Source organism: Actinomycetota bacterium (assembly GCA_030017835.1).
Classification (GTDB): domain Bacteria; phylum Actinomycetota; class Aquicultoria; order UBA3085; family Oleimmundimicrobiaceae; genus Yes70-04.
Genome location: JASEGU010000012.1, coordinates 1 through 18,738, shown reverse-complemented (window position 1 = coordinate 18,738; position 18,738 = coordinate 1). Strand labels below are relative to the sequence as shown.

The following is an 18,738-nucleotide window of genomic DNA, read 5'->3' as shown; positions in this document are numbered from 1 at the left end:
TATGGGTTCAAAAGAACTTCTTTTTGAGATCGGCACAGAAGAGTTGCCCTCTGAGTCCGTCTATAAGGGTCTTGAACAGTTGGAAGAGAAAGCGGCCAAGCTCTTTGAAGAGAATCGCTTAAGCTTTTCCAGCATTGAGACGTTTGCAACCCCGAGGCGTCTGGTTCTTAACGTGAAGGGGCTTAGCGATAAGCAGTCCCCACAGACTAGCAGAATAAAAGGCCCTTCACTCAAAGCAGCCTTCGACGCCGAGGGCAAGCCGACGGCCGCTGCAATGGGCTTCTCAGCCTCTCAGGGAGCAGAAGTATCCGACCTTGAAGTGGTCGAAGCGGACGGCGCCTCATATATCTACGCCGTCCGCACAGAGGCCGAGGTGAGCGCCGCAGATCTTCTGCCCACGCTCCTCTTTGAACTCATCAGGTCAATATCATTCTCAAAACCCATGAGGTGGCAGATTGAGAGCAACCTGACCTTCGCCCGACCGATAAGGTGGCTTCTGGGCATGCTGGGTGACCAGAGGATCGATCTCTCCTTTGGAGAGCTAAATTCCGGCGGCGACACCTATGGTCACCGCATCCTCTCAAGGGGTCCAATTGAGATCGAGAGCGCAAGGGATTATTTTGCAAAGATCGAAAAGGCCAAAGTCATTCTCGATCCCGCAAGGCGAAAAGAGATCATCGAAGAAGGGATCTTAAAGGTTTTGCAACCAAGCGAGAGAGCCAACATCAATCCCAAAACAATGTCTGAAGTGATAAATTTGGTCGAATTTCCGACCGTGGTCTGCGCCAATTTTTCCGATGACTACCTGGCCATACCGAAGAAGGTCTTAACCACGGCCATGGAATCCCATCAGCGTTATTTTCCCGTCGAGGATGAAGATGGCAACCTGAAATCGAAATTTATCCTGGTTCACAACGGGGATCCGGCTGCGAACGTGACCATAAAAAAAGGTCATGAGAGGGTGATAAGCGCTCGATTGGCTGATGCCAAATTCTTTTATCATGAGGATACCAAGAAGCCACTTGAAGAGAGTATAGAAAAGCTTAAGGGTGTAGTCTTTCAAGAGAGGCTCGGGACGGTCTACGGCAAAGCTTTACGGCTTCAGAAGCTGTCTGAATTTTTGGCCAAAGCCCTAGAGAAGGATCATTTGGTCGAAAAAGCTAAGAGAGCGGCCCTTCTGAGCAAGGCCGACCTTGTCAGCGAAATGGTCGTAGAATTCCCCGATCTTCAAGGTGTGATGGGCAAAGAGTACGCCATGACTTCGGGCGAAGATATCGATGTGGCCGAGGCCATCTTTGAACATTACCTTCCCAAGAGTTTCGATGACGAACTTCCCAAGAGTCCCATTGGGGCCATTTTGAGCATGGCTGATAAGATAGATACGATAGTGGGCGCCTTTGCGGTCGGTCTCATCCCCTCCGGCTCTCAAGATCCTTACGCTTTAAGAAGGCAGACTCAGGGAATAGTCGCCATAGTCCTAGCCATGGACCTTGAGATCTCATTGGGCGACTTCATCGAAGCGGCCATTAACCTATATGAGCAGGAGAATGTGAGATTTACCAGGCAAAAGAGCGAGGCGAAGAGAGAAGTGGAAGACTTCTTTGCGGGTAGGATCAAACAGCACTTCATTCTCCTTGGCCACGCCCAAGATGTGATAGAGGCCGTTCTTGCCCCTGGTCTTAGGGGCTTGAGCATCATCGAAGATAAGATAGAATTGCTCTCGAAAGAGAAGGAAGGCGACCTGGTCGCCGATGTCTTCTACGTCTACAACAGGTGTAAAAATCTGAGCAGAAGCGAGCTTGGGACCTCGATTGAGGATAGCCTTCTTAAGCAGCCGGAGGAGATGGTTTTGTCTGCCAGGCTTAAAGATGTAAAGGCAGAGGTGCTCAAAGCATCTTTGGAAAAGAATTTTATGGCGATGCTAAAGTTATTTGCCGGTCTTAAGGGGCCGGTAGATTCATTTTTTGAGGCGGTTCTGGTCATGGAGAAGGACGACAAAATCCGGGAGAACCGGATAAAGATATTGAATCTGGCATCCGAGCTTTTTGAGGAGTTTGCCGATTTCTCCAAACTTACCATGGCCGGCGATTGAGCCTATTCCTTTGGGGCTCAAGTCCGATAAAGTGAGAGGTTGATTGGATAATATGGCGACAAAAACCAGGATATATGTGCTTTCCGACTCTCTGGGCCACACCGCAGAAGAGGTGGCAAAGGCCGCAGCAAGCCAGTTTGCTGACGATTTTACGATCATCAAGTGGCCCAATGTCAACGAGAAAAAGCAGGTTGAGGATGTGATAAAGGAGGCTAAGATCGGCGGTAGCGTAATCTTCTACACACTTGTATCCCCGGAGCTCAACCGTTTTCTCGAGGATAAGGCCGATGAGTATGGAGTTTTACGTCTAAACATATTGGGACCGGCCCTAAGCATTCTAGAGGAGGCCTCCAATATATCGCCGAGTCTCAAACCAGGTGCCTCAAGAAAGATAAACGGCGGATACTTCGAAAAGATCAGGGCCTTGGATTTTGCCGTAAAACATGACGATGGTCGGAATGTCGCTAGCTTGAAAGATGCCGAAATAGTGATAATCGGGGTCTCTCGCACGTCTAAAACTCCGCTATCGGTCTATCTGGCTTATCGGGGCTGGAAGGTGGCCAATGTCCCCTTGGTTTATGGTGTGGATCTGCCCAAAGAACTATTTCAGATAAATCCGAACAAAATATTTGGGCTAATCATTGATGCCGGATTACTGAGGGAGATAAGGGAGCAGAGGTTGGAATCGGTAGGATCGGGCAAGAACGGATACGCTGACGTATCATACATCTTAAAGGAGCTGGGGTTCGCTAAAGAGGTCATGCTGGATCTCGGTTGCAGGATAATCAACGTCACTCATAAGGCCATAGAGGAGACGGCCAGTGAGATCTTGAAATATTATAATACGATGAATTATGAGGGGGCCAATCATGTCTGAGATGAAATACGTCTATGATTTTGCCGAAGGCAAATCGATCATGAAATTCTTGCTTGGCGGGAAGGGGGCAAATCTTGCCGAGATGACAAGGCTTGGGTTTCCCGTTCCTCCCGGCTACACTATCTCAACCGATGCTTGTAAGGTTTTTTCCAAGACCGGGAAATTTTCAGAAGGACTAGAAGCAGAGATATGGAACCACCAAGCCGCCCTTGAAAGGAAGCTCAGCAAAAAATTGGGCGATCCCGGCGATCCCTTATTGATCTCGGTCAGGAGCGGAGCACCATTTTCGATGCCGGGGATGATGGACACGGTTCTCAACCTTGGCTTAAATGACGACTCGTTGGCAGGTCTTATCGCCCAAACCAAGAATGAGCGCTTTGCCATGGACGCATATCGCCGTTTCATCACGATGTTCTCGGATATAGTCTTGAAAGTGGACAGGGATAACTTCGGGCATAAGCTGCGCGATATGAAGAGGGCAAGGGGCGTTGAGCAGGACACCGAGCTTACGGCCGCCGATCTCAAGGAATTGGTCGTTACCTTCAAAGGGATGGTCAAAGATAAGACCGGAGAAGATTTTCCCACTGACCCCAAGGTTCAGCTCCTCAAGGCCGTGACGGCGGTCTTTGAGTCGTGGAATAACCCCCGTGCCAAGACCTATCGCAAGCAGTACAAGATATCCGATGATCTCGGCACGGCCGTCAACATTCAGGCCATGGTCTTCGGAAACAAGGGCAACGACTCGGCGACCGGCGTTGCCTTCACCAGAAACCCCTCCACCGGCGAGAAGGCAATCTTTGGTGAGTATCTGACCAATGCCCAAGGAGAGGATGTTGTAGCCGGGGTCCGGACTCCAAAGACTTTAACCGAATTAAACGGCGAGATGCCCAGAGCCTACGAAGAACTCCTCGGCGTTATGGCCAATCTGGAAAAGCACTATACCGACATGCAGGATATTGAGTTCACCATCGAGCAGGATAAGCTCTTTATGCTTCAGACCAGGACCGGCAAGAGGACGGCTGCGGCCGCTCTAAAGATAGCCGTCGACATGGTGGATGAAAAGCTGATAGATGAGGAGACCGCTATAAAAAGGATCGATCCGGCTCAGCTCGATCAATTGCTTCATCCTCGCATCGACCCCAAGGCCAGCGTCAACGTGATCGCGAACGGCCTGCCGGCATCGCCTGGAGCCGCCTGCGGCGAGGTAGTATTCGATGCTGACACCGCTGAGGCTGAGGCCAATGACGGAAAGAAGGTCATTCTGGTCCGCTGGGAAACCACCCCAGACGACATTCACGGCGTCATCGCGGCCCAAGGCGTCATAACCGTCCACGGCGGGATGACGAGTCATGCGGCGGTCGTCGCACGCGGTATGGGCAAGCCCTGCGTCTGCGGCTGCGAATCGATAGATCTTGATTCCGAGGCCAAGGTATTTAAGGTAAACGGAGTGGTGGTCAAAGAGGGCGATATAGTCAGCATCGACGGAACGGCGGGCCGAGTGATCCTAGGCGAAGCTCCCTTGATAGCTCCCAGCGTAAGCACAGATTTTCAAAAGATTTTAACCTGGGCCGATAAGCATCGCAAACTGAAAGTCAGGACCAACGCCGATAATCCCGAGGATGCCAAAAAAGCCAGGGGGTTTGGGGCGGAAGGCATCGGTCTTTGCAGGACGGAGCACATGTTCTTCGGGGACGAGAGGCTACCCTTGGTCCAGAAGATGATCCTCTCAGAAAATGATGATGAGAGAAGAGAGGTTTTGGAGAAGATCCTTCCCTTTCAGCGGGCCGATTTCGAGGGGATATTTAGGGCCATGGATTCCTTGCCCGTGACGATCAGGCTCCTCGACCCGCCCCTACATGAGTTCTTGCCGAGCCTGATAGACCTCAAGGTGGAGCTGACCGAAATGAAGCTTAAGGGGGCGGACAAGAAAGAGCTGGCCGAAAAAGAGAAGCTCCTTTCCAAAGTCCGCGCCGAGACCGAGATGAACCCGATGCTGGGCCTTAGGGGTTGCAGGCTGGGAATAGTATTTCCTGAAATATATAAGATGCAGGTAAAAGCGATAATGGAGGCCGCATGCAATGTAAAGAAGGAGGGGGTAAATCCCGTCGTTGAGATAATGATACCGCTGGTCTCCCACGTGAACGAGCTCTCCTTGATGCGCGATATGACCGAGTCGACGGCAAAGGCAATTCTAGCCGACAAAGGAGCCGATATCGACTACAAGATCGGCACCATGATTGAGCTCCCAAGGGCGGCTGTGACTGCAGATGAGATTGCTGACTTTGCCGACTTCTTCTCGTTTGGAACCAATGATCTTACTCAGACCACCTTCGGTTTCAGCCGTGACGATGCCGAGGCCAAGTTTCTGGCAAAATATCTTGAAGGCAAGGTCCTTCCGGTAAATCCTTTCGAGACCCTCGATGTAAATGGCGTCGGATTCCTGGTAGAGACCGCTTGCAACTTGGCACGCACCAAAAAGCCAGATATAAAGCTGGGAATATGCGGCGAGCATGGCGGCGAGCCTTCATCTATAAACTTTTGTCATAAGATCGGTCTGACCTATGTCAGCTGTTCGCCTTACCGGGTGCCGCTGGCAAGGCTCGCCGCCGCTCAAGCCGCTCTCGGAGCCGATGGAGATACGACAAAATGATGATCGGGGGTAAGAGATGCTCGTAGTTGGGCTCAATGGAAGCCCAAACTTGGAAGGGAACACGTACCACCTCTTGAGGGTGGCTCTGGATGAACTTGCCAAGGAGGGGGCAGACGTTCTTATAGAAGAGGTTGCGAGCATCATGGCGAAGGACAAGGATCCCTTCTGCAGAGCCTGTTCAAGTCCGTGCAACAAGAGCTGTTTTGCCGGGACTCTGCTGGAGGATTCGTTCAACAGGTTGATGTCGGCCGATGCTATGGTGATGGCAAGCCCAGTCTATTTTGGCACCGTTTCAGCCCAGCTTAAAGCGTATTGGGATAAATCTCGTCATCTGCGGGGAGAGAAAGCTCTCATTGGTAAGCTTGGGGGAGCCATCTCCGTCGGAGGTTCAAAATTTGGCGGTCAGGAGACTACGGTAAAGACCATGCACGATATGATGCTGATACACGGCATGAAGATAGTTGGGGCCGGCTCAAAGAAGTTTGACGCCGGGCATCAAGGCGTCTGCGGGGTCAAGCCAGCACAAGAAGACTCCTACGCCAACAAGCGGGCTCAAGTCCTGGGCCTTAGAATGTTTGAGGAGTTAAGCGGGATCTATCGATGATTTCAAGGGATAGGACATAAGGGTGGATATCCGAAAGAGACTGGAGGAGAGGGAGGCTACCACCCTCTCCTCTTTTGCAAAATTGAGCAGAGAGAGCTTAGGCAGAAGGACGCCGCTTAAACCCTGTCCGCTCAGGACCGATTTTCAGCGGGATCGCGACAGGATAATCCACTCCAAGGCCTTTCGTCGCCTCTCCCATAAGACTCAAGTCTTTCTGGCCCCGGAAAAGGATCATTACCGGACCCGTCTCACCCACACCCTTGAGGTATCACAGATATCCAGGACGATAGCTCGGGCAATGAATTTAAACGAAGATCTGGTCGAAGCCATAGCTTTGGGCCACGATCTTGGACATACTCCTTTCGGTCATACCGGAGAGGAGGCTTTAAGCGAATGTCTAACCAAGATATCTGGCGACTTTCCAGAGGCACCAAAGTCGTTCAAGCACAACCATCAGAGTCTTAGGGTGGTCGATTTTCTGGAGTATGAGGGAAAGGGTCTCAATCTGACCTTCGAGGTAAGGGACGGCATCTTGAAACATACCGGGAAGGATATGCCGGCCACCCTCGAGGGAGAGATTGTCAGACTGGCCGATAGGATTGCTTACATCAATCACGACATCGATGATGCCATAAGGGCGAATGTCATAACCAAAGACGATCTGCCGGGCGAACTTACGGCCGCTTTGGGTCTCCACCACGGCACTCGGGTAAACAACATGGTAAATAACATGATTGAGACCAGCATGGGTTCGGGCAAAGTGGGTCTCAGTCAAGAATTCTCTTCTGCCATGAACGAGCTGAGGAGTTTTCTGTTTGAGAGGGTCTACGTCGGCTCTTTGGCCAAGGAAGAGGTGCCAAGGGCCAAGAAGGTGGTAGAGATGCTCTTCTTTCACTACTTAAACAATCCCGCCCAATTACCCGGCGAGTTTGCTCCTGAAAAAGAGGAGCACCTGCCCGTAAAGATATGTGATTATGTCGCCGGCATGACCGACCGCTTTGCGATCAAGCGTTTCGAAGAGCTCTTCTTGCCCAAAGCCTGGATGGTTTAAGACCTAAAAAGCTTATTTATTACCAATATCGGCTGTGCTAAAATGACTCAAAATTGAAGCGAAAGGAGAAGTCTAGATGATTGAAGGTTTTGCTTTTCTTGCACCTCTATCTGGAGTGATCGCCCTGATCTACGCCGCCTATCTGGCGAGCGGTGTGATGAAGGCCTCACCGGGAGACGAGAAGATGCAACAGATCTCCAAGGCGATCCAAGAGGGAGCCATGGCTTTCTTGACTCGCGAGTACAAAGCTCTGGTATTTTTCGTTCTCTTCATGGCGGCGATGCTCTACGTCTTCATCAATCCCTTTACAGCGGTTGCCTTCATTTGCGGAGCCATCCTTTCGGCCGGGGCCGGATTCATCGGCTTAAACATTGCAACCAGAGCAAATGCCAGAACCACGAATGCTGCGAAAGAAGGTGTCGGCCAGGCTCTGGGCATAGCCTTTCGGGGCGGTGCCGTTATGGGCATGTCTGTGGTCGGACTCGCCCTTCTCGGTCTCGGCATCTTCTACATCATCTTCCGAGATGCGATCAAAGGATACGAGATAATCAACGGCTTTGCTCTCGGCGCAAGCTCGATAGCTCTCTTTGCCCGCGTGGGAGGCGGAATCTATACCAAGGCCGCTGATGTCGGAGCCGACCTGGTCGGCAAGGTTGAAGCCGGAATTCCCGAAGACGATCCCAGGAACCCGGCCGTTATAGCCGACAACGTGGGAGATAATGTCGGCGACGTCGCAGGCATGGGGGCCGATCTGTTCGAATCTTATGTGGGCGCTATCGTTGCCGCCATGACCTTGGGAGCCATCGTGCTCGGCGCACAAGGGATGTTTTTGCCATTCATGATCGCAGCTGCGGGCATCATCTGCTCCATCATCGGCACCTTCTTCGTCCGTGTGACCAAGGATGATGGTCATCTCCATAGGGTCTTAACCAAGGGGACCTATTCTGCGGCCATACTCACCATCATCGCCTCTTACTTCTTGGTCAAGATCGTTTTAGGGCCGGCAAAGATAGCCTTCTTCTACTCAATAGTCGCCGGTCTTGTGGCCGGCGTGGCGATAGGTTTCGTTACCGAAATCTACACTTCAGATTCGTACGCTTCGGTCAAAGGCATCGCCGATGCGGCCACGACGGGTCCGGCTACAGCCGTCCTTTCCGGGTACTCGGTTGGGCTCAAGAGCACCGTCTGGCCGGTGGCCCTGGTCTGCGGCGGCATCTTCGTCTCACATGTGGCCGGTGAGGCGGCCATGATGGGCGGTGGCATCTATGGTATAGCTCTTGCTGCTCTCGGAATGCTGGCCACGACCGGAATAGTCGTTGGCGTTGATGCTTATGGACCGATTGCAGACAATGCTGGCGGCATATCTGAGATGGCCGGCCTTGGCCCTGAAGTAAGAAAGATAACCGACAGTCTCGATTCTCTCGGCAATACCACCGCGGCCATCGCAAAGGGTTTTGCCATCGGTTCGGCCGCGCTCACTTCGCTCGCGCTCTTTAGCGCCTATACTCAAGCGGTAAATTTAAGATATATCGATGTCATGAATTACAAGGTAATAATCGGTCTTCTAATTGGAGTCGCTACCCCCTACCTCTTCTCGGCCCTCACTATCGAGGCGGTCGGCAAAGCCGCCTTCTCCATGATTGAAGAGGTAAGAAGGCAATTTAAGGAGATTGAAGGACTGATGGAGGGCGAGGCGCAGGCTGACTATGCCCGCTGCGTCGACATAAGCACGACTGCTGCATTAAGAGAGATGGTCATCCCGAGCCTCATCGCTGTGGCTGTCCCCTTGATCGTGGGTAAAGTCTTTGGCCCCGAAGCTTTGGGCGGTCTACTTGCAGGTGTTCTGGTCTCAGGATTTCTGATGGCCGTCATGATGGCTAACGCTGGAGGCGCCTGGGACAACGCTAAGAAATATATCGAAGCGGGAAATCTTGGAGGTAAAGGTTCGCCCGCTCACAAGGCGGCGGTCGTTGGAGACACGGTTGGAGATCCCTTCAAGGATACCGCAGGGCCATCAATGAATATTTTGATAAAGATAATGAGCATAACCGCTCTTGTCTTTGCGCCCTTATTTATAAACAGCTTTCTTCATTAATTAAATCAGTAGAGCTTAAAAGCGATAAAGGAGGGCGATTACTTCGCCCTCCTTTATTCGTCAAGGAGTTTTAAGGGCGCTCGTCGAATAAGTCACTTAAGGGATCGACCGGAGGACTTGGAAGACTTCACCCATTTATTGCCCACCCAACATAAATCGAGATGTGCTAGATGCCAGGAAAAATTAGAGACGATGATATCATCCAGATAAGAGAGTCGAGCGATCTCGTCGAGGTCATTTCGGCCTATGTCAACCTGAAGAAGACCGGGCGGATATTTAAGGGTCTCTGCCCCTTCCATAAAGAGAAGACACCATCCTTTGTGGTCGATCCTCAAAAACAGCTCTTTCACTGTTTTGGATGCGGTGAGGGTGGAGACGTCTATACTTTTCTTATGAAGAGCGAAAATTTAGACTTCATCGAGGCCGTAGAGGTGCTGGCTGCCAAGATGGGGCACAAGATTACCTATGACTTGCCCAAAAATAAGGCGGCTGCATCCAAAAAAGAGAAGATGATCAAGGCCAACAGCTTGGCAAGGAGGTACTTTGCTCACATCCTCTCAGAGACTGAGAGCGGGAAGAAGGCAAGGGACTATTTAGCACAAAGGGGCATTGAAGCGGATTCCATCGCAAGCTTTGGGATAGGCTATGCGCCGGCCAATGGGCGGGCCTTGATGGAATTCTTGATAAAAAAGGGCTTCAACCATAAGGATCTTCTTTCGGGAGGCCTCTTGACTGAGAGCGAGCGCGGCACGCTGGACCTCTTCAGAAATAGAGTAATGTTCCCCATTTTCAACTTGAAAGGTGATGTAATAGCCTTTGGTGGCAGAATTCTCGGAGACGCGTTTCCCAAATACATAAATACGCCCGAGACCGAATTATTTCATAAGGGTTCGACCCTATACAACCTGGGCTATGCCAAGAACGAGATAGCAAGGTCCGGCAAAGCTCTTGTGGTGGAGGGATACACCGATGTCATCATCCTGCATCAAGCTGGGGCGAAGAACGTCGTTGCTACCCTCGGAACGGCGCTTACGGCAGAACACTTAAGCCTTCTGTCCCGTTTTACCGAGAGGGTGGTTCTGGTCTTTGATTCCGATAAGGCCGGCATGGCCGCAGCCGAGAGAGGGCTTGAGCTCTTGGGACAGAGCAAGGTCGATCTCTTTGTGGCCAACCTTACTAAAAACATGGATCCGGCCGAATTCATAACTCAGCTTGGCGCTGACGAGTTCAATCGTTCGATTGAGGCGGCCATTCCGCTGGCCGAATACTGCATCAAGAGGATACTTCAGAAACATGACCTCAAAGATGCGAGCGGTCGCAACCGGGCCATCAAGGCGGCCCTCTCCATTATTTCTGGCATCGATAGCAGTCTGGCAAGGGAGGAGTATCTTGGCAGGCTGGCCGATATGTTTGGTTTAAGCTACGAAGCGCTACTTGGTGAGTTAAAGAAGATTAAAAAAAAGTACGACATCAGCAAGTCGGTCGATCTAGAAGTGGTTCTGGGGGCGCAGGATAGATGCGAAAGAGAGGCCTTAAAGGTGATAATCCAGCATCATGACCTGGCGATGGAAGCGGTATTGGCCCTGAGCGAGGATCTCTTTGCGGTCGAGGCAAATCGAAGGGCATATTCGGCCATAAGTAAAGCTGGCGTAAAAAACCTTTTGCCCACAAGTTTGATCGATTCAGTCTCCGATGAGTCTTTGAAAAGGCTTCTAACTGCTCTGGCCGTTGAAGAGATTATGGCGGAGGCTGAAGATCTACCCAATCATTTTAGAGATATTTTGGTTTGGCTCAAGGATTTTCATCTCGAGCGTCAAATAAATAGATTTAAGCACGAATTGAAAAAAGTCGATACGACTCAGGAAAAAGATAAGGCCGACGCCTTCTTCAAGGAACTCATTAAGCTTGAAAAAGAGAGAAGAGAGTTAAAAAAGAGTATAATATGAGCTTTTGGAGGTCACGAATATTTTGAAGCAGCAACTGAAAGAGTTAGAGATCAAAGAGGTAAAAGAACTTATTGCCAAGGGGGCTGATAAGGGAATGCTCACCATAGATGAGATAGCCGACGCCCTGCAAGAGGTGGATCTCATCCCGGAACAGATCGAGAACATATACGCTGAATTTGCCAAGTCCAAGATCGAGATGGTCGACTCCAGCGAATTTCCCGATACCGCGAACATCAAAGAGAGCCCGGAGGAGGAAGAGGAAGAGGAGGAAGAGGCCCCAGAGAAGAAGCGCGTCTATGAGGCCCCCATAAAGATATCGACCAGTGATCCAGTCAGGATGTATCTAAAAGAGATCGGCAAGGTGCCGCTTCTTACCGCCAAAGAGGAGGTCTCTCTGGCCAAGAAGATAGAGGCTGGTGAAAAGGCGGTCGAAAAGATTGACACAGAAGAGGCTAGCCTTACCCCGGCTGATCTAAAGAAACTTAAGAAGGTCGAGAGGGAAGGTCTGGCCGCCAAGAGAAAACTCGTTGAAGCCAATTTAAGGCTGGTAGTCTCGATAGCCAAAAGATACGTCGGCCGAGGCATGCTCTTTCTCGATCTCATACAAGAGGGAAATCTCGGCCTCATAAGAGCGGTCGAGAAATTCGACTATCGCAAGGGTTACAAGTTTTCGACCTATGCCACCTGGTGGATAAGACAGGCAATAACAAGGGCCATCGCCGATCAGGCAAGGACGATACGCATCCCGGTCCATATGGTCGAGACCATAAACAAACTTATCAGGATACAGAGGCAGCTTTTACAGGATCTGGGAAGGGAACCGACGCCCGAAGAGATAGCAGAAAAGATGGGCTTTACTACCGAGAAGGTCAGAGAGATATTAAAGATCTCCCAGGAGCCCGTTTCCCTCGAGACGCCAATAGGCGAGGAGGAGGACAGTCAACTCGGCGACTTCATTGAGGACAAGGAGGCCCCAGTTCCCGTCGATGAGGCCTCTTTTCGCCTACTTCAAGAGCAACTAAGGGATGTCCTATCCGAGCTGAATGAGCGCGAACGGAGGGTGATCGAGCTTAGGTTCGGTTTGGCCGACGGTTATCCAAGAACCCTAGAAGAGGTCGGCAGGGTCTTTGGGGTAACCAGAGAAAGGATTCGTCAGATAGAGTCCAAGACCTTAAGCAAGCTACGTCACCCTTGCCGCAGCGAGAAGCTGAAGGATTATTTGGAGTAAGGTGAGGAGATAAAGCGTAAAATCCCTGCAAATTAACGTGCAGGGATTTTATTTTTATAGCATTTTTATGCCACCAGATCTTTCTAAGGAAGGAGGCTCGTTAGAGTTGATATCGGACTTGAAATTATAGGGCGTCTTGCATATAATTCACTGGTATTTTCTTTAGCTTGCCGATTGTTCCCCGGTAGCTCAACAGGTAGAGCGGGTGGCTGTTAACCACTAGGTCGTAGGTTCGAATCCTACCCGGGGAGCCAATTATTTCTCTTAAATCCCCATGGCCACCAAATTATTGCTTGACTTCAAATCGCAGCGTATGTTATAAATTTTTTGAAAGCGGCCTTGTGCCTTAATAGGGAAGACGGTGAGAATCCGTCGCGGACCCGCCGCCGTAATCGGGGACGAAAACCGCAAGTAGGCCACTCTCCTTAGGGAGGGGAAGGCGCGGTGAGTAGATCGATCCGTAAAGTCGGAAGACCTGCTTTGAAAGACATATTGCCCTGCTTCCCGTGGATAAGGAGGCGGTGGCCGATAGCTTTGGGACTAAAAACGGAGATCCCCAAGTCAAGCTCATATGACTTGGGGATCATTCTATTTAAAAGGGCGGGACTACTAAGAGAGTGAAAAGAGAAATCCCTAGGCTAGTCATAGCGGGAACTAAGAGTGGATGCGGAAAGACATCGATTTCAGTCGGACTCACTGTCGCCCTCTATCGCCTCGGCCTTAGAGTTCAGACGTTTAAGGTTGGCCCAGATTATCTCGATCCGACTTGGCTTTCGCTTGCCAGCGGTCGCCCCTGTTACAACCTTGACACTTGGATGGCCGGCCAAGATTACGTAAAAAGATTGTTCGACAGGACGATACAGGGCGCAGATATTGCCGTGATAGAGGGAGTCATGGGGCTCTTTGACGGGGCGAACACATCAGGACTCTCTGCAAGCACAGCCGAGATTGCCAAAATTTTGAAAGCGCCCATCCTTTTGGTGGTCAATGCTTCCGGAATGGGGCCCAGCCTGGCGCCACTCGTGCTCGGCTTTTCAAAATTTTTAGATGGGGTTGAAGTCAGAGGGGTCATCGCAAATATGGTGGGCTCAGATCGACACGTCTCCATTTTAGAAGAAGCCCTCGATGCAGTGGGCGCTCCTCCTCTTATTGGGGCGATTTCAAAAGATGGTCTCCCTTCCTTGGGCAGCCGTCATCTTGGTCTGGTCGCCCCTCTCTCATCAAAGGGTTTTTCGAAAGAGCGATTGCTAGAGTTTGCTGTCAGGGTAGAGGGCTTACTCAATCTGGACAAGATCATCGAGATCGCAAAATCCGCTCCGCGCTTAAGCTCCTCTTTTGAAGGAGAGGCGGCGGAAACTTGGCATAGATCGATCAGTTCACCGATGATCGCCGTTGCAAAAGATGAGGCCTTCCATTTCTACTACCAAGACCTCTTCGATGAGATGAGGGAGAGGGGGGTTGATATTCAATTCTTCTCCCCCCTGCAAGATGATTGCATGCCGGCCGCCGCCGATGCTCTCTACATCGGCGGCGGCTATCCCGAAGCCCATGCAAAAACTCTCTCAGAAAACTTAAAGATGCTTGAGAGCATAAGGGACTTCTCGGCAAAAAAGCGTCCCATTTACGCCGAGTGTGGCGGGTTGATATATCTCTCCTCTCATGTCACGACCGCAGAGGGTGAGCGCTACCCGCTCCTTGGACTCTTGGCCGCAGAGACCAGGATATCGAAGCGGCTAAGGCGGCTGGGTTACGTCAAGGCGGTCTTGAAGGAGGAGTGCATCCTTGGCTCACCCGGCAACCATCTTTTGGGTCACGAATTTCATTACGGAGAGCTCGCAAGCGAGCCGCCGGCCAAAGAGGGCTGGATTCAGATATATGATGATGCTGGGGGCAGAGACTTGCGGCCAGAGACGGGAGAGCTTTCGCCTAAGGGCTACTATCACAAAGAGAGGCGAATCCTTACAAGTTTCGTCCATCTTCATCTAGCAAGTAATCCAATGTCGCTTTGTGACCTCATCCAATCTGCACTCTTGGTCAAAAATGATGGGCTTTGTCAGGTTTAAGCTATACCTAAGGGGGGATTTTGGTTTGGGAAAAAGGACGCTCAAAAAGAAGGGCCCGCTCACCGCTAAAGCTCAAACTACTTGCGCGAAAGCCAAGATAAATACTCTAATGGCCCGCCCTATATCCGGCCAAGAAATCGAGGATCGATCCTTTGCGATAATCGAACGCGAAGTGGGGAGCCATCCTTTCAATAAAGATGAGTGGGAGGTGGTCAGGCGGCTGATACATACCTCAGGAGATCTCTCCATCGCCAATTTTGTTTCTATCTCCAACGGCGCAATCGACGCCGGGATAGCCGCTCTTAAAAGTCTCAGCTCCATCTATGTCGACTCAAGGATGATTCAGGCCGGAATATCGTTAGAGCGCCTTCAAATGGTCAATCCTGGCTATAGTTCGGGCTTCATCCATTCTTATGTTGCAAATGAAGATGTAATAATTGAGTCCAAGTCTCTGGGCATACCCCGCTCTCTCCTTGCGGTCCAAAAGGCCAAAGGAATCATTGATGGCGCACTGGTTGCCATCGGCAACTCCCCGACAGCTCTTCTAGAACTGAATCGACTGGTGATCGAAGAAGGCATAAGCCCAGCCCTTGTTATCGCTATGCCGGTCGGGTTCGTTCACGTCGAGGAGAGCAAGGAGGAGCTATCTAAACTTGGAGTTGCCCATATCACGCTATGCGGCCGCCGGGGGGGCAGCCCCTTGGCCGTAAGCGTGATCCATGCTCTATCCATATTGGCAAGTGGCAAAAGTCACAAGGGTGGCTAGAAGCGAGTTGCCGAAAAGCCGCTTTGATGCCGTCATCCTTCTTGGCCATGGAAGCCGGGTTCCCGGGGCAGATCGTTCGATGTTGCTATTGGCCGATGATTTGAGAAGAACCGGACTCTATCCACAGGTTGAGACCTGCAATATGTCGCGCCTTGGCCCGACTTTTAAGGAGACCTTAAGCCTTTGCGTAAGAAGCGGCGCCAAAGAGATCCTTCTTATGCCCTACTTCTTAAACGAGGGGCTTCACATGAAGCTGGATATTCCATCGATGATGCGCAAAGCCGCAAAGGAGCATCCAAACATCAGGCTCTACTTCGGCAAGAACTTGGGTTATGACGAGCTCCTCTTTGAGTTGGTGAAGAAGAGGATACGTGAGGCTGAATTTTTGGGTGATGTTAGGGAGTTAGAACTTGCCGGCGAGGAAGAGTATCCCTTGGGGCAGGGAGAGCTGGAGTTTGTGCCCATGCTCCCCGAGGAGGCGGCCAAATGGAAAGGGCGCAATACTTCGCACGATTTAGGGTCTAATACAAAAAAGGAGGAGAAGAATGATCAAGCGGATACAAAGTTTTAAGAGAAGATTACTTAAAGGGGGGATGATATTTGCAGCCTTGAGTATACTCATGAACGCTTCAGCCAGCCAGGCTTTTGCCATGCATATCTCCGAAGGGATTCTGCCGGCCCGCTGGGCAGGACTCTGGTACGTTATAGCCATACCCTTCATCTACCTTGGTATCAGGGAGATAAAGGTTAAAAGTGAGGCCAAGGCGGAATACAAATCATTTGTAGCCCTGACAGGAGCCGCCGTTTTTATCATCTCCTGCATGCCAATCCCTGTTCCCATTGCTGGAACTTGCTCTCATCCTTGCGGAACCGGACTTGCCGCCATCTTGATCGGCCCGGCCCCGACCGTCGTCTTGGCGGCCATCGCCCTTGGCCTGCAGGCGCTCTTTCTGGCCCACGGCGGTCTGACGACTCTTGGAGCCAATATCGTAGCCATGGGCGTTATTGGAGCCTTCACCGGCTATGGAGCATTTAGGCTCTCAGGACGTCTGGGTCTTTCGCCTATTGGAGCGGCTTTCTTGGCGGGGCTCTTTTCAGACTGGGCTACCTACACGGCTACCTCATTCATCCTTGCTTCAGCCCTGAAAGTTGACGGCTCTCTTTTAACGATGTTTCTTACCATACTTGTGGCCTTCGTTCCCACCCAGCTTCCACTAGGTATCTTGGAAGGTTTTTTTACAGCCGGGGCCTACCGCTTCATTGGCGAGCGGATGCCTCTTCTTTTGACCAGAAGCCCCGCCCAAGGAGGTATATCATGAAAAGGACCATCTTAATTCTTGTGACCACAACCCTTCTCCTTGCCGCGTTCTGGTTTGGACTCATGAAGACCAAGGGAGAGTGGAGCGGAGTCGACGAGACGGTTGTGGAGCACTATGCAGAAATTGCTGGCCGTCCGCCCAGAGACCCCTATATAAATACGGATCAGGGTGATCTCCTTCTTTTAGTCTTTCTTCTTGCCGGAACCCTTGGCGGATTTGTGGCGGGCTACTCATATCGGGTCCTCTTAGTTAAAAGCTTGGGATCGACCCGATCATGAAGGGCTCCTTCGAGCAGATTTCCGATGATTCCGTTGCAGCGGGAAGCAGGCTTGGCGGTTTGGACGTCCGCTTAAAGGCAGGGGTTGCCTTCGTTCTATTCTTGACCATCTTAAATTCGAACAGGCCAGTCCTGCCCGTGTTACTTTGGGCTTTAAGCGTTACCGTGATAAGCGCCTTAGGCCATCGAAGAAGACTCATTTTTGAGCGGCTTTCCGCATCGCTTGTCCTCGTTATGATGATTATCATTTTACAAGCGCTTTTGATCGGAAAGACTCCGATCCTTGCTTTTAAGATAGGCGGTCTTGGCGTGGTTTTCAAGAGGGAGGGGCTGCTTATCGGGCTTTTGATCGGGAGCCGAACCCTTGGCGCAACGGCAGTACTTATCGCATTTAGCCTGATGACTCCGGCCTACGAACTATTCTCCCTTCTCGACTGGTGCCGCTTGCCCAAGATCTTTACCGAGATCGCTATGCTCCTATATCGATACGTATTTGTCCTCTTTGAGGAGGCCAAGGATACACGAGCCGCCCAAAGCCTTCGCCTCGGTTATGTGGGCTATAAAAATGCTCTCTCTTCGACGAGTCGGCTGATTGGCATCGTCTTTGTCAATTCTTTTGAGCAGAGCCTAAGGACGCACGAGGCCATGATGGCCCGCGGATACTCGGGCGAATATCACTTTGAGCCCCTTGGCAAGCTCTCCCCAAAGAGCTTTGCCCTTCTTGTTGGCTCTTCAATCCTGATCTTATCCATTTTTAAATTCTTGGAGGGCAATCTCCAGTGAGTCCGACAAGCAAAGGACCCATAATAAATTGCAGCCGTCTAAACTATTTTTATGATAATGGTCTCCATGCTCTGCTCGATATCGATTTCTCTGCTAAGGGGGGAGAATTTATAGCCCTTTTGGCCGCCAATGGCTCTGGCAAGACGACCTTGCTTAAGGTTATTGCGGGTCTTCTTGAACCGAAGAGCGGTTCAGTCTTTCTTGGCGGAAGAGATATGGCCAGCATGAAGAGGAGCGAGATATATTCGCGGGTCGGCCTGGTTATGCAAAACCCAAAGGACCAGTTATTCTGCACAACCGTCAAGGAAGACGTCTCATTCGGTCCGCGCAATCAGGGGCTTAGCGAAAAAGAGGCGCAGGTCAGGGTGAATGAGGCTCTGAGCGCTGTCGGCGGCCTCCACCTAAAAGAGCGGGCGATTCATCACCTAAGCTTTGGTGAGCAGAAACGGATCTCTCTGGCCGGAGTACTCGCCATGGAGCCAGACATCTTACTCTTAGATGAGGTTACGGCCGGGCTAGATCCAAGCGGCGAGGCGGAAATGATTGCTCTCTTGAAGGGGCTAAACCGTAATTATGGAACGACGATCATATTTGCCACTCACTCTATCGACCCATTACCTCTCTTTTCCGACAGGGTCTTCATCTTAAAGAATGGAAAGATATTGAGCTCTGATTCTTGCAAGGAGGCATTTAGCGAGCCAAGGGTCCTTATGCAAGCTGGCCTTCGCTTGCCTTACATATCTATACTATTTCACCAACTTAAGACCCTAGATGGACTCGCCATCGACGGACTTCCGATGACGGTCAAAGCGGCGAGAGAGAGTCTGCTGGAGATGATACCCAAGGAAGCATTCGAATTGGGGGGGAAAGAGGGCGATGTCGCAAAAGTTTAGAAGGTTTGGTGAGGGTGATATCAGCAAAGGCTTGGGGGAGGCCCACGAATTCGGACGCCTCGGATTTACCACCGGGGCATCGGCTGCGGCCGCC

At 51.2% G+C, this 18,738-nt stretch carries 15 protein-coding genes, 1 tRNA gene and 1 riboswitch; all 16 genes read left to right on the top strand.

Annotation, left to right across the window (positions count from 1 at the left end; all coding sequences use genetic code 11):
• Window position 1 precedes the first annotated feature (1 nt).
• The 16 genes from glyS (at window position 2) to QMD53_04265 (ending at window position 18,644) form a co-directional block, all read left to right on the top strand.
• Window positions 2-2,092 (top strand): glycine--tRNA ligase subunit beta, encoded by a 2,091-nt coding sequence (glyS, locus tag QMD53_04340; protein MDI6799886.1) that lies wholly within the window; start codon window positions 2-4, stop codon window positions 2,090-2,092.
• A gap of 52 nt (window positions 2,093-2,144) precedes the next feature.
• Window positions 2,145-2,969: a pyruvate, water dikinase regulatory protein gene (locus tag QMD53_04335; protein ID MDI6799885.1), complete on the top strand. Its 825-nt coding sequence runs from the start codon at window positions 2,145-2,147 to the stop codon at window positions 2,967-2,969.
• A complete protein-coding gene (gene ppdK, locus QMD53_04330; protein MDI6799884.1) occupies window positions 2,962-5,619 on the top strand; it encodes a pyruvate, phosphate dikinase in 2,658 nt (885 codons plus the stop codon). The genes QMD53_04335 and ppdK overlap by 8 nt, the downstream gene beginning before the upstream one ends.
• A gap of 16 nt (window positions 5,620-5,635) precedes the next feature.
• Window positions 5,636-6,223, top strand: coding sequence for a flavodoxin family protein (locus QMD53_04325; GenBank protein MDI6799883.1), 588 nt, complete (start codon window positions 5,636-5,638; stop codon window positions 6,221-6,223).
• Window positions 6,224-6,245: 22 nt separating this feature from the next.
• Entirely contained in the window at window positions 6,246-7,274 is a 1,029-nt protein-coding gene (locus QMD53_04320) for a deoxyguanosinetriphosphate triphosphohydrolase (protein MDI6799882.1), read from the top strand.
• Window positions 7,275-7,350: 76 nt separating this feature from the next.
• The gene (locus tag QMD53_04315; GenBank protein ID MDI6799881.1) at window positions 7,351-9,369 is read left to right on the top strand and encodes a sodium-translocating pyrophosphatase; all 2,019 of its coding nucleotides are present in this window, start codon (window positions 7,351-7,353) and stop codon (window positions 9,367-9,369) included.
• A 170-nt stretch (window positions 9,370-9,539) separates the two neighbouring features.
• Window positions 9,540-11,315, top strand: coding sequence for a DNA primase (dnaG, locus tag QMD53_04310; GenBank protein ID MDI6799880.1), 1,776 nt, complete (start codon window positions 9,540-9,542; stop codon window positions 11,313-11,315).
• Between the two features lie 22 nt (window positions 11,316-11,337).
• Window positions 11,338-12,543 carry an RNA polymerase sigma factor RpoD gene (gene rpoD, locus QMD53_04305; protein ID MDI6799879.1) on the top strand — a complete coding sequence of 402 codons (1,206 nt, stop codon included), beginning with the start codon at window positions 11,338-11,340 and terminating at the stop codon, window positions 12,541-12,543.
• A gap of 178 nt (window positions 12,544-12,721) precedes the next feature.
• A tRNA-Asn gene (locus QMD53_04300) sits at window positions 12,722-12,797 on the top strand.
• Window positions 12,798-12,857: 60 nt separating this feature from the next.
• A riboswitch (cobalamin riboswitch) is annotated at window positions 12,858-13,041 on the top strand.
• A 119-nt stretch (window positions 13,042-13,160) separates the two neighbouring features.
• Complete coding sequence (locus QMD53_04295) at window positions 13,161-14,606, top strand: cobyrinate a,c-diamide synthase (GenBank protein MDI6799878.1); 1,446 nt, start codon at window positions 13,161-13,163, stop codon at window positions 14,604-14,606.
• A 25-nt stretch (window positions 14,607-14,631) separates the two neighbouring features.
• Complete coding sequence (locus QMD53_04290) at window positions 14,632-15,372, top strand: precorrin-8X methylmutase (protein MDI6799877.1); 741 nt, start codon at window positions 14,632-14,634, stop codon at window positions 15,370-15,372.
• Window positions 15,365-15,943, top strand: a complete 579-nt coding sequence (locus QMD53_04285) for a CbiX/SirB N-terminal domain-containing protein (GenBank protein MDI6799876.1) — start codon at window positions 15,365-15,367, stop codon at window positions 15,941-15,943. Before QMD53_04290 ends, QMD53_04285 begins: the two co-directional genes overlap by 8 nt.
• Window positions 15,918-16,691, top strand: a complete 774-nt coding sequence (locus QMD53_04280; protein ID MDI6799875.1) for an energy-coupling factor ABC transporter permease — start codon at window positions 15,918-15,920, stop codon at window positions 16,689-16,691. Before QMD53_04285 ends, QMD53_04280 begins: the two co-directional genes overlap by 26 nt.
• Window positions 16,688-16,969 (top strand): cobalt transporter, encoded by a 282-nt coding sequence (locus QMD53_04275; protein MDI6799874.1) that lies wholly within the window; start codon window positions 16,688-16,690, stop codon window positions 16,967-16,969. Before QMD53_04280 ends, QMD53_04275 begins: the two co-directional genes overlap by 4 nt.
• Window positions 16,966-17,751: a cobalt ECF transporter T component CbiQ gene (cbiQ, locus tag QMD53_04270; GenBank protein MDI6799873.1), complete on the top strand. Its 786-nt coding sequence runs from the start codon at window positions 16,966-16,968 to the stop codon at window positions 17,749-17,751. The genes QMD53_04275 and cbiQ overlap by 4 nt, the downstream gene beginning before the upstream one ends.
• The gene (locus QMD53_04265) at window positions 17,748-18,644 is read left to right on the top strand and encodes an ATP-binding cassette domain-containing protein (protein MDI6799872.1); all 897 of its coding nucleotides are present in this window, start codon (window positions 17,748-17,750) and stop codon (window positions 18,642-18,644) included. Before cbiQ ends, QMD53_04265 begins: the two co-directional genes overlap by 4 nt.
• Window positions 18,645-18,738 lie beyond the last annotated feature (94 nt).

Bases quoted from the DNA above. Each gene is read 5' to 3' on its own strand.
- cbiQ (MDI6799873.1), top strand. From the start codon at position 16,966: ATGAAGGGCTCCTTCGAGCAGATTTCCGATGATTCCGTTGCAGCGGGA.
- glyS (MDI6799886.1), top strand. From the start codon at position 2: ATGGGTTCAAAAGAACTTCTTTTTGAGATCGGCACAGAAGAGTTGCCC.
- QMD53_04315 (MDI6799881.1), top strand. From the start codon at position 7,351: ATGATTGAAGGTTTTGCTTTTCTTGCACCTCTATCTGGAGTGATCGCC.
- ppdK (MDI6799884.1), top strand. From the start codon at position 2,962: ATGTCTGAGATGAAATACGTCTATGATTTTGCCGAAGGCAAATCGATC.
- QMD53_04335 (MDI6799885.1), top strand. From the start codon at position 2,145: ATGGCGACAAAAACCAGGATATATGTGCTTTCCGACTCTCTGGGCCAC.
- QMD53_04325 (MDI6799883.1), top strand. From the start codon at position 5,636: ATGCTCGTAGTTGGGCTCAATGGAAGCCCAAACTTGGAAGGGAACACG.
- dnaG (MDI6799880.1), top strand. From the start codon at position 9,540: ATGCCAGGAAAAATTAGAGACGATGATATCATCCAGATAAGAGAGTCG.
- QMD53_04275 (MDI6799874.1), top strand. From the start codon at position 16,688: ATGAAAAGGACCATCTTAATTCTTGTGACCACAACCCTTCTCCTTGCC.
- QMD53_04280 (MDI6799875.1), top strand. From the start codon at position 15,918: ATGATCAAGCGGATACAAAGTTTTAAGAGAAGATTACTTAAAGGGGGG.